The organism is Martinezella rhizogenes (genome assembly GCF_007002745.1).
In the GTDB taxonomy this organism is placed as follows: domain Bacteria; phylum Pseudomonadota; class Alphaproteobacteria; order Rhizobiales; family Rhizobiaceae; genus Agrobacterium; species Agrobacterium cucumeris.
In genome coordinates this window covers 1-14,871 of sequence record NZ_SGNY01000001.1, presented here as the reverse complement: position 1 = coordinate 14,871, position 14,871 = coordinate 1, and the positions used below count along the sequence as shown (strand labels likewise).

The following is a 14,871-nucleotide window of genomic DNA, read 5'->3' as shown; positions in this document are numbered from 1 at the left end:
ACCAAATCCCATGCGCGCAAATTTCCGGATGCAACGTCTGTTTATCGAAGCCCCGCTTGCTGCGGACGTGGCACTGGAGGCGACGGGCGAACAGTTCAACTATCTCGCCAATGTGCTGCGCATGACGGATGGCGTGGAAATTCTGCTGTTCAACGGCCGCGACGGCGAGTGGAAGGCGAAGCTGTCCTTTCCGAGCCGCAAGAAGATCGTTCTCGTCCCCCTGGAGCAGACGCGGCCACAGCCGGACGCGTCGGATCTGCATTATCTCTTTGCGCCGCTGAAGGTCGGGCGCATGGATTATCTGGTGCAGAAGGCGGTTGAGATGGGTGCCGGGCTGTTGCAGCCGGTGATGACTCAGCATGTTCAGGGCAAGATCCACAATACCGAGAAACTGCGCGCCAACGCCGTCGAGGCCGCCGAACAATGCGGCATTCTGTCTCTGCCTGATGTCGCCGAGCCGGTGAAGCTGAAAGACATGCTGGAGAGCTGGCCGCAGGACCGGCGCATCATCTATTGCGACGAAGGCGATGCGGGGCAAAACCCGCTGCCGGTTCTGCAATCCATCAAGGAACGTAAAATCGCCCTGCTGGTTGGCCCGGAAGGCGGTTTTTCCGAGGAAGAACGGGAACTTCTGCGCAGTCTTGCCTTCGTTACCCCCATTCCGCTCGGGCCGCGTATCCTGAGGGCCGATACGGCCGCCGTCGCAGCATTGGCGGTCATTCAGGCGACCATCGGTGACTGGAACTGAGGTGGAATATTACGCTTGATGCATCTTTAAAAGAAATTCATTTGCCTCCGGATGCGATCCGGCTCTATCTGCCAATCATATGCCTCGCCGCAACAGAGACGTCATAACAAGGTAAGCCATGGCACGCGACACGACCGACCAGACACCCCTCTCCTCCGTCACGGAGCTTACAGACTATCTGGCGGGCGGTAACAAAGCCGAAACCGATTTCCGCATCGGCACCGAGCACGAGAAATTTGCATTCTTCCGTGAGGACAACAGCCCCGTTCCCTATTTCGGCGAGGCCAGCATTTCCGCCCTTCTGAAGGGCATGCAGGCCAAGCTCGGCTGGGAGCCGATCATGGATGGTGAGAACATCATCGGGCTTGGCGAACAGCACGGCATGGGGGCCATCTCCATCGAGCCGGGCGGCCAGTTCGAACTATCGGGCGCACCTCTCGAAAACCTGCACCAGACCTGCAAGGAATCCAACCAGCATCTGGCGACCCTTCGCGAAGTGGCCGAGCCGATGGGCATCCGTTTCCTCGGCATCGGCGGCAGCCCGCTGTGGAGCTATGACGAAACACCGCATATGCCCAAATCACGCTATGCGATCATGACGCGTTATATGCCGAAGGTCGGGACCAAGGGTCTCGACATGATGTATCGCACCTGTACGATCCAGGTGAACCTCGACTTTTCCTCCGAAGCGGATATGCGCCAGAAGATGCGCGTTTCCATGAAGCTGCAATCGCTGGCAACCGCACTGTTTGCCTCGTCGCCCTTTACCGAAGGCAAGCCGAACGGCCTTCTCTCCTGGCGCGGCGATATCTGGCGCGACACCGACAATCAGCGTTCCGGCGTGCTGCCCTTTACCTTCAACGACGATTTCGGCTTCAAGGACTATGTCGAATGGGCGCTTGATGTGCCGATGTATTTCATCGTGCGCGACAGCAAATATCATGATTGCACCCATGTTACCTTCCGTCAGTTCATGAACGGTGCGCTGAAGGGCGAAATCGCCGATTGGCAGCCGACCATGGGTGACTGGACAAACCATCTCTCCACCCTCTTCCCGGATGTGCGCCTGAAGCGTTTCCTCGAAATGCGCGGCGCCGATGGCGGCCCTTGGAGGCGCATCTGCGCCCTGCCGGCTTTCTGGGTTGGCCTTCTTTATAATCAGGAAGCGCTTGACGCTGCCGATGCGCTGACCGCCGGCTGGAGCTTCGACGAGGTGATCGCACTTCGCGACGCCGTGCCGGTCAAGGGCCTTTCCGCCGAGATCGCCGGCAAGCCGCTTCTGGGTATCGCCCGCGAGGTTGTCGATATTTCCCGCACCGGCCTTAAAAACCGTAACAGGCTGAACGGCGAAGGCCAGGACGAGACCGTGTTCCTTTCGTCGCTGGACGAGGTGCTGGCCAAGAAGACCACGCTCGCCGAAGACCTGCTGGCGCTCTATAACGGACGCTGGGGCGGCTCTGTGCTGCCGGTGTTCGAAGAATATCAGTATTAAGATATCCCGGCGAACCTCATTGTAGGGTCAGGGAGCCGCGTAAACGCAGGCAAAGCGAAGCCACAAAAAAGCCCGGCGCGGCCGAGGGGCCTGACACCGGGCAAAGGCAGGGCTATTGGCAAATCACCCTGCGGGGAAAACTCTTGGGTTCGAAGCAGTTCCAGCCGCTGGAGGCCCGCTGGAACTGCGCAAACTTGATTTACGGCGTCTTGAACCGTGTCACTGCCCGCTTGCGTGCGGCGCGGGTCAGATGAGCGGTCGGATCTTCGAACAGGCCGGTATTAAGCGCGTCCCGCACGTCCGAATGCGCCAGCCCGATATCGGCAAGAAGGCGGTCGTCAAGCTCGGTCAGCCCATTGGCGACGATACGATTGTAAATGCGCTGCAAAAACGTTTTCACGGCCGAAGCACCACCGAAGACGATGCGACGCAGGGTGTCGCTCTGCCTTGTGGTTGCAAGTTCCAGTTCCATTCTCCGTTCTGCCGTGCGCATGACACTTATCCTTCCGTAACGGCACGATGCGGCACCGCCCCCGACGCACCACGCGCGAGAAGCTGCCTTGGGTTGGGGCCTGACGTTTCGCCGGCCCGTGGTTGAGATTGATTTGCTTGAAGTCAAAATGTCGCAAGACTATTGATCAGTCCAACGAATGTTTCTAATGTAAGACATCAATCATTCTGATGGATGACCATCCATGTCCGCACCTCTCGATATAGATCAGCTGCACACCTTCATCGCCATCGTCGATACGGGCAGCTTCACCAAAGCCGCCGACCGCGTTTTCAAGACACAATCCGCCGTCTCCATGCAGATGCGGCGGCTTGAGGAGCGGATCGGCAAACAGCTTTTCGCCAAGGACGGGCGTGGCAACCGCCTGACGGCGGAGGGCGAAAAGCTGATGAATTACGCCCGCCGTATCATCCGCCTCAACAACGAGGCGATCGCCGCCTTTGACGACAACCGGCTCGAAGGTACGTTGCGCATCGGCACGCCCGATGACTATGCCGACCGTTACATGCCGGAAATCATCGGCCGTTTCGCCAAGACCCACCCCAATGTCGAGCTTTACATCGTCTGCGAACCTTCGGTCAGCCTTGCCGAAAAAATGGCGCGCGGCGAGCTGGATATTGCGCTGGTTACCCACAATCCCCGCGCCCGCTCTTCGGATGTGGTTCGCACCGAACCGCTGTGCTGGGTCGCTTCCGCCAACCATCCGCTGAAGGATGATGCACCGGTGCCGCTTGCCGTCGGGCGGCGCGACTGCCACTGGCGGCAGCTTGCCTGTTCGGCGCTCGATGCCGACGGGCGGGATTATCAGGTTCTGTTCACCAGCTGGTCTTCCACCGTGGTGGCCGCCGCCGTGCTGGCCGGCATGGCCGTCTCGGTGCTGCCGGAATCGGCGCTGCGCACCGGCATGAAGGTTCTGACCGCCGCCGACGGTTTCCCACCGCTGCCGCCGGTGCAGATCGGCCTGATGAAACGGCCGGGCCTCTCCCCCTCGCTGGTGAATGCGATTACCGACCACATCACCGCCTGCCTCGACAATATCTCGCCGATGAACGTCGCCGACGAAATGGACAGTGACGTGAAGACCTACCCGAAGATGCCGCGCCTGCGCGCCGGGCATATGCTGCCGGGGTGGTGAACGGATAATACAAATACGAAGGCCGGGGTAAGTTCGGGCCTTTCTATTGCGCGTTTGCGTGTTCCCCTTACCGCGCCCGCAGGGACGCGACCGCCAGCAGCGTTTCGCCGCTGATACCCGCCGAGCCGCTGCCATTGAACAGCATCATGATCGGATCCATGGTATTCTGCGCGTTGTCATACATGATGGTGAAACGGGCGACGAGTTTCTTGACCTTTTCCGGATCCTGAAAATCCTCGATGTCGAAATATTTCTTCATCATCGACACCTGCGTATCGACCGGGGCGTTGCCGAGTTCATCGGGAATACCAAAGGTGGTGTTGATGAAATTCTGGATCGCGGTGTCGGCGAGGATGGAATAATAGGACGTCGTTCCTGCCGCCATGCGCTTGAAATAGAGCGCCAGGCGCACGCCGGCATTCTCTTCACCCGCCTGCGTTTCCAGCGTCTGGGTCAGGTAATTGTCCAGCGTCTCGTAAAGGCCACGCCGCGTCTGGATCAAGCTGCGGTCTTCGCGAAGGATATTACCGTCCGTATCGAAGTTGAAGGCGGTGACGAGACGGCGGAAGACCGGATCCATCTCCTTGTTGACGTAGCTTTCGCTGTCATCCAGCTTGGACGAGAATATCTTTCCCAACTGCTCCTTCGTCACGGTTTTCGGATCGATGCCCAGTGATTCCATCGCAAATTTCGTCAGGCGATCATTGGCCAGAAAGTCCTTCAGCGTCTTGACCTTCTGCATCTCGGCGGTGAAATATGCCGCCTCTTTCTTGGCCGCTTCCTTGTCCTTCTCCGTGCCGAAAGCCGACTTCTTCTTGATATAGTCAGCCGACATGGTCTGCATTTCGATTTCCGACTGGGCCAGAACGGGAGACCCCAAACTTCCGTCGGACTTGAAGTTGAAAAGCTCCGCCAGCTTGACGTAGCGCTCGTCCTTCAGCGTATAGACGTAGCTCTTCTTGTCCTGCAGGTCGCTGGTAAGGACCTTGCGGATATCGGAAACATTCACCTTGGCCGGATCGAGACCGACCGACTTCAGCGCGTAGTTATAGACCGCGCTGCTGTCGAGAAAGTCCTTGACGGATGTGACGCTTTTTATGTCGCTCTTGAACAGTTTGAGCGCATTCGCGTCGGCCGCGTCATCCTTGTCGTTATAATGGGTCATATAGCCGTTGGTGGTGGTCGCGGTCTGCAACGTCGTCTGGGGCGTCGTGCCGGCGGCAAGCGTTCCGTCCGCCTGGAAGTTGAACGCATTTCTCATGGCGATGTAGCGTTTGTCGTTCTTGCCGAAGGTCGCGATGTAGTTGTTCGGGTCGCTCAGATCGCTGGTCAGAATATTCTCGATCGTCGCCTTGACGATGGTCACGTCGTTCAGATCGAAAGCAACCTTTATATAGTTGAGAAGGCGGGCATCCGAGGTCAGTTCGGCGACCGTCTTGATAGAGCCGATCTTTGATTCGAAATAATCCCTGTGCAGGGTGGCGACCGTCGGCGTCACGCGCGGCGCGCTGGCGATATAGGCATCCGTCATCACTTTGACGTTGTCGGCCTTCTGCGCTCCGCCAGCGGCCACGGTGCCGTCGTTCTTGAACTCGAAGGCGGCCGCAAGCTGCGCCATCTTGTTATATTGCGTGACGGTGTTCGACAGCTTCGTCTGCTCCGCCGTGATTGCGGCGAGTTTCGCTTGCCACTCGCTCTTCGGCGGCAACACGGCTTCAAGCTGCGTCAGTTGATCCTGCCTCGTCACCTTTTCCGCCTCGAGCGCCGTGCGCTGCTCGGTGGTCAGATCTGTCCCCGCAAGCGAGGTGTCGATGGCGGTGATGCGGGCAGTGACCTGCCCGTGCAGTTCGATATTGCCTTTCATCGCCAGCTTCTCGACCGCGTCATTATAGGCGGCACCGAATTTCTGGTTGAGGTAGCTATCGGGATCGGCGATGTCACTCGTCATCAATCCGCGGATATGGGCATAGGTAAAGGTCTTCTCATCGATGCTGAAGACCTGAAAAATATAGGCGCGGGCCCTGTCATTCTGCAGCAGCTGATCCACATTGGTGACCGAGCCGATGATCGCCTTGTAATAACGCGTTTCTTCCGAAAGGCTGTTATCGAGATCGGATATCGACGTACCGTAAAGCCCGATCATCTTGTCGAGCTGGGCCTCCGTCTGTACGGTCTTCGTCGACGCCGTGAAGTTGAAGGCTGCGGCAAATTCGCGGTAGCGCTCATCGGTCAGCTTGTTGGCAAAGCTGTTCTGGTCGTTCAGATCGCTTTCCAGAACCTTCTTCATGAAGGCCTTGGCATAGGTCATCTCGCCGAGACCGAAGGCATCCATGGCGTAGGAATAAAGCTGATAATTATTCAGGAACTCGTCAACGCTTTTCACATTGCCGATGTTTTCCTTGTAATATTTCGTCTGCCGCTCGATGAGACCCTGCTGCGCCACGCGCGAGATGCTCGTCTTCATATCGCGGTTGATGAGGTCGTAGCTGAGATACGTCGATACCATCTGAATGTCCTCTGGAACATCGCGCATCCCTTCGGGAGCATCAAGGTTCCGGTTTTAAATCCACCCATCACGCCCCATCAGGACGCACGGCAAGCCTTGGCAGGACTATGCATGACGCTGCTTGCCCGGAGCTTGAAAGAGCACATTTTCAGGGATGATAAAAACCGCATTGTCTCAATCGGCTTTACGCAAACGAAACCATGCCACAGTGGGTTTTGCTAACCATTTGGGAATGCAAAGTTTTCTTAACCGCGATTTTTAAGCAGTCTCGAACATGCGGCGGATAATCTCCTGACATCAGAGGACGAAAAGTCCCGATGAGAAGACCGGAAACCGGCTCTCAGGTAAAACAAGGGTAGATTAAACATGACCAAGACCGTTCTGAAGCCCGACTGGGCCGTTGCCACACTCAGACTCGACCCGGCACGTTTTCCGCAACAGGTCACCTATGGAAAAGGTAACGGCACGACCGACGTCGCCGTGACGCTCGATGAACGGGGCGCCGTTCTGAGAAAGGTTCTGTCCTCTTCCGGCCTGCCTTTGTCTTTCGCCCTGCCAGCCCGCGCCTTCAAGGGCGTTGCCGCCCGCGCCATCGACCATGGCGACGGCCAGGTAACCGTGACGCTGGAACTTCACCATGATGATCCGGATCTCTGCGTTCCGCTGCTGGTCGCCCATGATCTCTGTGATATCGCCGCCGACTGGCGCAGCTGGTCTGAAGCCTACCGCATTCCCATGCTGATGGTGGAAGCCGATGGCGTTGCCCGCCCGCTGGAAGAACATCTCGGCAAGGTGCGCACCCAGAATACCCGCCCGCGCCGCCGCCATTCCTATTTCGCCGATCGCCGCCCGCGCTTCCTCGTTCGTCGCTCCACCGGCTCGCTCGGCATGAGCATGAAGATCGAGGGCAAGGAAATCATCGCCCGCAGCTGATAACCTTCAGCAAGACAATCAAAAGCCCGGCGCGCAACAATGCGGCCGGGCTTTTTTCGTATCTTTATTCCGGTGGTTCACACCAGCAGAAGCGGCAGGATGAGGCCAGCAAAAATCATCACGCCGACACGGTTGTTGGATTTGAACAATACGAGGCATTGCTCGACGTCGTCGATATCCAGCACCCAGACCTGGCGGAACAACATGATGGCCGCAGCGGCAAGGCCGCTATAGGCAATGACGTTAACACCCGCGCCCCAGAAGGACAGGGCAATCATGGCAAGGGCTGTGCCATAAAGAAAAACCAGCCAGCGATGTGTGTTTTCTCCAAACAGCAGGGCGGTCGAACCGATGCCGACTGCCGTGTCGTCTTCCTTGTCCTGATGGGCGTAGATTGTATCATAACCGATCGTCCAGGCGATGGAGCCGACATAAAGCAGGACAGCCGGCCAGGCGATCGATCCGAACTGCCCGGCCCAGCCCATCAGCGCGCCCCACGAAAAGGCAAGGCCGAGGAAAAATTGCGGCCAGTTGGTGAAGCGCTTGGCAAAAGGATAGATCGCCACGAAGATCAGCGAGAAGATGCCTGTCGCGATTGCAAAGCTGTTGAACTGCAAGAGCACCACAAAGCCGGCAAGCGCCTGCAACACGATGAAGACCTTGGCCTGCAGCCTGGTCACGCGGCCCGATGGCAGCGGCCGGGAACGGGTGCGCGCCACGGCCATGTCGATCTTGTGGTCGGCCAGATCATTATAGGTGCAACCGGCACCGCGCATCGCCACCGATCCGATAAAGAACAGTACCAGGTGCCAGATCAGCGTGCCCCAGGAAAAGCCGCCGCTCACTGTCGCAGCATTGGCCGCAAGGGCGGCGGACCAGAAACACGGCCACATCAACAATTGCCAGCCGATGGGGCGATCCCATCTTGCGAGCTGCGCATAGGGCCAGAGGGACCTCGGCAAAATCCGATAGACCCAGTTGTTGGATGGCGCGTCGGAAACGCGGTCTGATAAATCGCTGTGGTGAACCATGGGATGGTTCTACAGCATTGGCGGGAAAATCGGAACGGTTTTCAAAGTGCAAAGATGCGCGGTTTTTGGTGATTTGTCCGCAGGCGACCGGCAAAGCACCTCACCTCTCCACTGTCATCCTCGGGCTTGACCCGAGGATAACACCGATTATCTGGATAGAAAAACCCGCAGCAGAATGCTGCGGGTTTTCAATCTCCAAACAACGCGTTCATCTACCTCAGGGCAGCGAGAAATTGAATTTGTAGCTTGCCTGAACGCCGATGATGAACTGGTTTTTCGAACCGCGCTCGCGCACCAGCGAGCTGTCGGCGGCGTCGCCCGTCAGGCGGCGATATTCCGCAAACGAACCGACTTCGGCGTTCTCGGTAACCTTCCAGGTGATGGCGGCGCCGATGCCGGCGGAATGAAGGCCACCGCCCGGGCTATAGGGCGAAGGCGCGCCGGCAGCTGTCTGCGCTGCGCTAACGCCGTAATAGCGCTCGTTATATTTGCTACTCACCCATGTGGCGCGCGGGCCGGCGGAAATCTGGATGCCGGGGGCGATATCGGTGAAGGCATCAACGGCAACATCACCGACCACGCCGCTATGGCTGCGGATGCCCTGACGGACTTCACCACGAACGCGCAGCCAGTCGGTCGGATAGGCTTCGGCGAAACCGCCAAGCTCGCCACCGCGCTTGATGCGGGTCATGCCTTTCAGATCGGAAGAGTCGCCTTCGTCACGCGGAGAAACCAGCTTGCCGGCAAGACCCATGCTGATCGGACCATTGTCCAGAAGCGAGATCGAGGCGCTGTCGTTGCGGGAGGTGAAGCGCGCGCCCTGCCCCTGACGTCCGAGCGAAATGATCGGCGAGAAGCCGAATTCGTTCTTGTTGTCGCCCTGATATTTCGGCGCAGTGAAACCCGCACCGCCGAGCTTCAGATACCAGTCGCCGGAAAACCAGCCTTCGGCATGGGCGTTGCCCACGGCAAAAAGCGACAGGACACAGGCGGCGACTGCCGCTGATGGCTTGAACATGAAAAGAACCCCAGAAACGCAATACAGACAGGTGCCCGTAGAATTAGAGGGATTGTCTTTCCATTCCATTAACCAGCGCAGGAAGAAAACTGGCGACCACCTCTTCCGTTATTCCGACCCTGAGCCGGAATCCTGTGTATTGGATTTGTGCTATGTAGAGTGCGGGCGGAAGGCCGTCGGAATCCTGGTCGTTAGAGACCGCCTGCTGGCTTTTGGACCTCCGCCCGCTCTGATAATCCCAACCTGAACAGTTGATGGAGGCCGTGAGCGCGGACCTCGTAGCACAGGATGAGGCTTGCCATGGTACACCCTGTTTACATCGGATGCGACGTCTCAAAGGCACATCTGGATCTTTTCGATGCCGCAACACAAAAAGCCGTCCGCATCGCCAATACCGGCACCGCCATCGATGAATGGCTTGCCACCCTTGAGGACGCGAGGCGCAGGTCGTTCTGGAGGCGACCGGACGTTATGACCGGCTGTTGTGCTCGGCGCTCGAAAGGTGGCGGCGGCCCTATTGTCGGGTCAATCCGGCCAGGGCCCGCGACTTTGCAAGAGCCACCGGCCAGCTTGCCAAAACCGATACCATCGATGCGCGACTTTTGGCGCGCATGGGCGAAACACTTTCACCACCCGTTACGACACCACCCGACCCGGTCCGTCAGCAGCTGGAAAGCCTGCATACAAGGCGTGATCAGCTTGTTGCCATGCGCCAGCAGGAACGTGCGCGCCTTCATACGGCCGATCCGTCGGAGCGCGACAGCATCGCGCGCCACCTCGGCTGGCTCGATACGGAAATCGCCGCGATCGAACAACAGTGCCAGTTGCTTGTACGGACAAATGTGACGCTGAACGAGCAAAGCACCAGACTTCGCTCGATCCCCGGCATCGGCCAGATCACGGCGTTCACCCTGATGGCCCACATGCCGGAACTGGGCGACAGTTCGCCAGGCAGCATGGCGGCGCTTGCAGGCCTTGCCCCCTTCAATGCCGATAGCGGCATTCATCGCGGCCAGCGCCATATCCGCGCCGGACGAAAGCGCGTGCGCGATGCCCTCTATATGGCGGCGCTGGTGGCCTACCGGCTAAAGTCGCCCTTCGCCCGCATGGTTCAAGCCATGCAGGCCAAAGGCAAACCGTTCAAGGTCATGATCATCGCCATCGCCCGCAAACTGCTCGTCATTGCAAATGCCATTCTCAGGGATAAAACCACATTCGAAGCAGCTTAAAACAACATGCATTAATACAGTTGCCAGCCGACGCGCGTCGGCGCGGCGGGAAGACGCTTTTCAGCCCAGGACTTCCCCTGGCTGGATGCCGGATCAGGTCCGGCATGACGGTGGAGAATGCCCAAGCCCTAGAACGTCACCTTCTCCAACGGTGGACGGGTCTTTTCAAACTCCAGCAGCTTCGCCTCGTTGCGGGCGATGTAATCGCGATTATGCGGCACGGCATCGCGATCCTTGGCGAGCTGGATCTGGAAAATATGGAAATTTTCATGGGTGAAGGCCATTTCCGACCCCGCCAGATAAAATTCCCACATGCGAAAGAAACGCTCGTCGTAAAGTGCGATCGCCTCGGCCTTGCGCGCCACGAAACGTTCTCGCCAGTGCCGCAGCGTATGGGCGTAATGCATGGGCAGAATTTCGATATCCTTCACCAGCAGCCCCGACTTCTGGATCGCCGGCAGCACCTCGGCAAGCGAAGGGATATAGCCGCCGGGGAAAATATATTTTTCGATGAAGGGGTTGGTCGCCAGTGCCGGATAGGGCTGGCCGATGGAGTGCAGTACCATCACGCCCTTGTCATCGAGCACCTCCGCCACCTTGTCGAAATAATCGCGATAATGCGTCGGCCCGACATGTTCGAACATGCCGACGGAGACGATGCGGTCATATTTCTTCGAGGCGGGCAGATAACGGTAATCCTGCAATTCGAAGCGGACATTGCCGGCGATACCACGTTTTGCCGCCCGGTCGCGGGAAACACGCAGCTGCTCTTCGCTGAGCGTGATGCCCGTCACATCGGCACCGGCGCTTTCGGCGACATACATCGCCATGCCGCCCCAGCCGGAACCGATCTCCAGCACGCTCTGGCCCGGTTCGGTCATCAGCTTGGCAGCGATATGCCGTTTTTTGGCAACCTGCGCTTCATAGAGGCTGATACCGGGCGGATTGAAATAAGCGCAGGAATATTGCCAGTCCTCATCAAGGAAGAGGTCAAACAGCTTGGCGCTCAGATCATAATGATGGGCGACGTTGCTCTTGTTGTGATTGACCGGCAGATGCATCTTGATGCGGGCGGCGATGATGCGCGCCATGCCGCGCCAGACCATGCCGAAGGACAAGGCTTCGCTCAGCGTATTGCCTTTGACCAGTGCCAGAAAGTCGTAAATATCGCCCTCGGCGATGGTCATACGGCCTTCCATATAAATTTCGGCGAGTTTCAATGCAGGATCGGCAGCGATCTCCTGCATGGCGGCTTCGTCGGTGAAATTCAGAACAACCCGGTTTCCAGTGCCGTCGCCAAATGTGCGGCTACCCTGCGGGCTGTGGACGGCAAGATCACCGATCTTGATTATCTTTTCGAGAAGAACATGCAGAGACGACGCCATGGCACCCCCAATTGCTAAGTCTCACTTATCAATTTTGCTGACCGTATTCCTTTCGGCACAAGTTTCAAGATAGTCTTATTTCAAAAAAATTGAACGATTTCATCAAATAAAAAGCCCTGCCGGGGTACCCGGCAGGGCTTTTCGGTAAAAAATCATTTCAACCCCAGGTCAGCGTCGCTTCATTGCCTCAGCCAGGGCGGCGGCAAGAGCACCACCGGATTGCGACCCCTCGTTGCGATCTTTCGGCTTGGATGTCGCGTGGCGCATGGCGCTGGCATTGCCCTTCTCACGCATCGGCTGAGGCGCTGCCTCACCGCCATCCTTGCGCATGGTGAGACCGATGCGCTTGCGTTTCACATCCACTTCAACGACTCGCACCTTAACGACATCACCCGCCTTGACGACCTCATGCGGGTCTTTCACGAAACGGTCGGCAAGCTGCGAGACATGCACCAGCCCATCCTGATGCACGCCGATATCCACGAAAGCACCGAACGCAGCAACGTTGGTGACGGTGCCTTCCAGCAACATACCCGGCTTCAGATCGGTGATCTCGTCCACACCTTCGGCGAAGGTCGCGGTCTTGAAGCTCGGGCGCGGGTCGCGGCCGGGTTTTTCCAGCTCGGCGATGATGTCCTTGACGGTCGGCAGGCCGAACTGTTCATCGATGAAGCGCTTCGGGTCGAGACCCTTCAGCGTGGCGCTGTCGCCCATCAACGTGCGCAGATCGCGGCCGCAGGCGGCAACGATCTTCTTCGCCACACCATAGGCTTCCGGGTGAACCGAAGACGCATCCAACGGCTCCTTGCCGTTCGGAATACGCAGGAAGCCGGCGCATTGTTCGAAGGTGCGCTGGCCAAGCCGTGGCACCTTCAGCAAATCCTTACGGCTTGAAAAGGGGCCTGTCTGATCGCGATGGGCGACGATGGCGTCGGCAATCGAACTGCCAAGGCCGGACACCCGCGCCAAAAGCGGCGACGAGGCCGTATTGAGATCGACGCCGACGGCATTCACCGCATCTTCCACGACGGCATCAAGCGAGCGGCTGAGGCGGCCCTGATCGACATCGTGCTGATATTGACCAACGCCGATGGATTTCGGTTCGATCTTCACCAGTTCCGCCAATGGATCCTGAAGGCGGCGGGCAATGGAGACGGCCCCGCGCAGCGAAACGTCGAGATTGGGGAATTCCGCAGCCGCCCGTTCCGAAGCGGAGTAGACCGATGCACCCGCTTCCGAAACGATGACCTTGGTGGGTTTTGTGCCGGAAGCCGAAGCGGGCATCTGCGCCAGAAGATCCGCCACCAGCTTCTCCGTTTCGCGGCTGCCGGTGCCATTGCCGATGGCAATCAGCTCGACATTGTGCTTGCGGATGAGCATAGCGAGTTCCGCCTGCGTGCCGCGCACATCGTTCTTCGGCGGGAATGGATAGACCGTCGTGGTCTCCAGGAGCTTGCCGGTGCCATCCACCACGGCCACCTTGACGCCGGTGCGGATGCCGGGATCGAGACCCATGGTGGCGCGGGAACCCGCCGGTGCCGCCAGTAGCAGGTCTTTCAGATTGCGGGCGAAAACATTGATCGCCTCTTCTTCGGCCCGCTCACGCACTTCACGCATGAGATCGAGCGACAGCGACATGGAGAGCTTCACGCGCCAGGTCCAGCCCGCCACTTCCATCAGCCACTGATCGGCAGGGCCGGCATTGCGGATATCGAAGGCGGAAGCGACGGTGCGCTGAGCCGGCTTGACCGGCGACGGATCATCAGCATCGACATCGATCGTCAGTGTCAGCACTTCTTCGTTCCAGCCGCGCAGCATGGCGAGCGCACGGTGGCCCGGCACGGTTGCCCAGCGTTCGAAATGATCGAAATAGTCGGAGAACTTCTCGCCGGTCGCCTGCTTGCCATCCACCACCTTGGCGCGGAAAATGGCGTTCTGGCGCATATAGTCGCGCAGCCGACCGAGGAGATCGGCGTTTTCCGTCATGGTTTCCGCGACGATGTCGCGCGCGCCTTCAAGCGCTGCCTTCACATCGGCTACCTCGCCCTTGATATAGGCCTCCGCAAGCTTTGCCGGGTCGCTGGCGCGGTTATCCCAGATGGCTTGCGCCAGCGGACCGAGACCCCGTTCGCGAGCGATTTCTGCGCGGGTGCGGCGCTTCGGCTTATAGGGCAGATAAAGGTCTTCCAGTTCCGCCTTGGTGCCCGCCTGCATGATCTTGACCATCAGCGCATCGGTCATCTTGCCCTGACCGTTGATGGTCTCGACGATGGAGGCGCGGCGCGCATTCAGTTCGCGCAGATAGACAAGGCGTTCCGCCAGCGTTCGAAGCTGGGTGTCATCAAGGCCGCCGGTCACCTCCTTGCGGTAACGGGCGATGAAGGGAACGGTCGCGCCCTCGTCCAGCAGGCCCACCGCCGCCTTCACCTGATCGGGGCGGGCGTTGATTTCGGAGGCGATGAGCGTGGCGAGGCGGGCATTATCTGCGGTCATGAGGTTCTCTGATGTGGCGTCTGGAGCGGCGAACATAATGTCTGATTGTGGCGTGACAACAAGAGGCATCTACGATTCCACAGGAAAGGCTGGCTTCAGGGGAAAGACAGGCGATTCTTCGTAGTGATTGCGGCGTCTCGAAAAGCGATTTCTGAGGCAGAACGGCACCATCCGCACACCGTCACCCCGGACTTGATCCGGGGTCCAGTGCGATCAAGTCGTTGATCACAAAAGACTCCCTTCACGGCGCAGACCCGCCGTGGCTGGATGCCGGATCAAGTGTAACCCGCAATATCAGATGGCAGGACGAGCCTTTTTCCGGGATTAGCTGGGAATATCCTGTATCCTGCGGTTAGAGCCTTGTTTCCATGATAGTTTTCTGGATCGGCT

Annotated in this window: 11 protein-coding genes; 5 read left to right on the top strand and 6 right to left on the bottom strand. The window is 58.5% G+C overall.

Translation table 11 applies throughout. The features are described from left to right. Window positions 1-10: 10 nt before the first annotated feature. Window positions 11-748 carry a 16S rRNA (uracil(1498)-N(3))-methyltransferase gene (locus EXN68_RS00055; protein WP_161991132.1) on the top strand — a complete coding sequence of 246 codons (738 nt, stop codon included), beginning with the start codon at window positions 11-13 and terminating at the stop codon, window positions 746-748. Between the two features lie 118 nt (window positions 749-866). Next, a complete protein-coding gene (locus tag EXN68_RS00050; protein ID WP_142839141.1) occupies window positions 867-2,240 on the top strand; it encodes a glutamate--cysteine ligase in 1,374 nt (457 codons plus the stop codon). A gap of 199 nt (window positions 2,241-2,439) precedes the next feature. Here EXN68_RS00050 and EXN68_RS00045 read toward each other — a convergent pair whose 3' ends face one another. Then, window positions 2,440-2,733: a YjiS-like domain-containing protein gene (locus EXN68_RS00045; protein ID WP_142839140.1), complete on the bottom strand. Its 294-nt coding sequence runs from the start codon at window positions 2,731-2,733 to the stop codon at window positions 2,440-2,442. Window positions 2,734-2,935: 202 nt separating this feature from the next. On the opposite strand from EXN68_RS00045, the gene EXN68_RS00040 reads away from it, so the two are divergent. Next, the gene (locus EXN68_RS00040) at window positions 2,936-3,886 is read left to right on the top strand and encodes a LysR substrate-binding domain-containing protein (protein ID WP_142839139.1); all 951 of its coding nucleotides are present in this window, start codon (window positions 2,936-2,938) and stop codon (window positions 3,884-3,886) included. 67 nt (window positions 3,887-3,953) lie between these two features. On the opposite strand, the gene EXN68_RS00035 is transcribed toward EXN68_RS00040, so the two are convergent. After that, window positions 3,954-6,392: a DUF1217 domain-containing protein gene (locus EXN68_RS00035; protein WP_142839138.1), complete on the bottom strand. Its 2,439-nt coding sequence runs from the start codon at window positions 6,390-6,392 to the stop codon at window positions 3,954-3,956. 366 nt (window positions 6,393-6,758) lie between these two features. On the opposite strand from EXN68_RS00035, the gene EXN68_RS00030 reads away from it, so the two are divergent. Continuing rightward, on the top strand, window positions 6,759-7,325 hold the full coding sequence (locus EXN68_RS00030; RefSeq protein ID WP_142839137.1) for a DUF6101 family protein: 567 nt from the start codon (window positions 6,759-6,761) through the stop codon (window positions 7,323-7,325). A gap of 77 nt (window positions 7,326-7,402) precedes the next feature. On the opposite strand, the gene ubiA is transcribed toward EXN68_RS00030, so the two are convergent. Next, entirely contained in the window at window positions 7,403-8,356 is a 954-nt protein-coding gene (ubiA, locus tag EXN68_RS00025) for a 4-hydroxybenzoate octaprenyltransferase (RefSeq protein WP_142839136.1), read from the bottom strand. A gap of 217 nt (window positions 8,357-8,573) precedes the next feature. Beyond that, the gene (locus EXN68_RS00020) at window positions 8,574-9,374 is read right to left on the bottom strand and encodes a MipA/OmpV family protein (RefSeq protein ID WP_035219028.1); all 801 of its coding nucleotides are present in this window, start codon (window positions 9,372-9,374) and stop codon (window positions 8,574-8,576) included. A 482-nt stretch (window positions 9,375-9,856) separates the two neighbouring features. Between EXN68_RS00020 and EXN68_RS00015 the strand changes: the two genes are divergently transcribed. Continuing rightward, the gene (locus tag EXN68_RS00015; protein ID WP_237681339.1) at window positions 9,857-10,603 is read left to right on the top strand and encodes an IS110 family RNA-guided transposase; all 747 of its coding nucleotides are present in this window, start codon (window positions 9,857-9,859) and stop codon (window positions 10,601-10,603) included. A gap of 128 nt (window positions 10,604-10,731) precedes the next feature. Here EXN68_RS00015 and EXN68_RS00010 read toward each other — a convergent pair whose 3' ends face one another. Together EXN68_RS00010 and EXN68_RS00005 are read right to left on the bottom strand one after the other, a co-directional pair. Next, a complete protein-coding gene (locus EXN68_RS00010) occupies window positions 10,732-11,988 on the bottom strand; it encodes an SAM-dependent methyltransferase (protein ID WP_142839135.1) in 1,257 nt (418 codons plus the stop codon). A gap of 168 nt (window positions 11,989-12,156) precedes the next feature. Continuing rightward, window positions 12,157-14,481, bottom strand: a complete 2,325-nt coding sequence (locus tag EXN68_RS00005; RefSeq protein WP_142839134.1) for a Tex family protein — start codon at window positions 14,479-14,481, stop codon at window positions 12,157-12,159. Window positions 14,482-14,871: the final 390 nt, after the last annotated feature.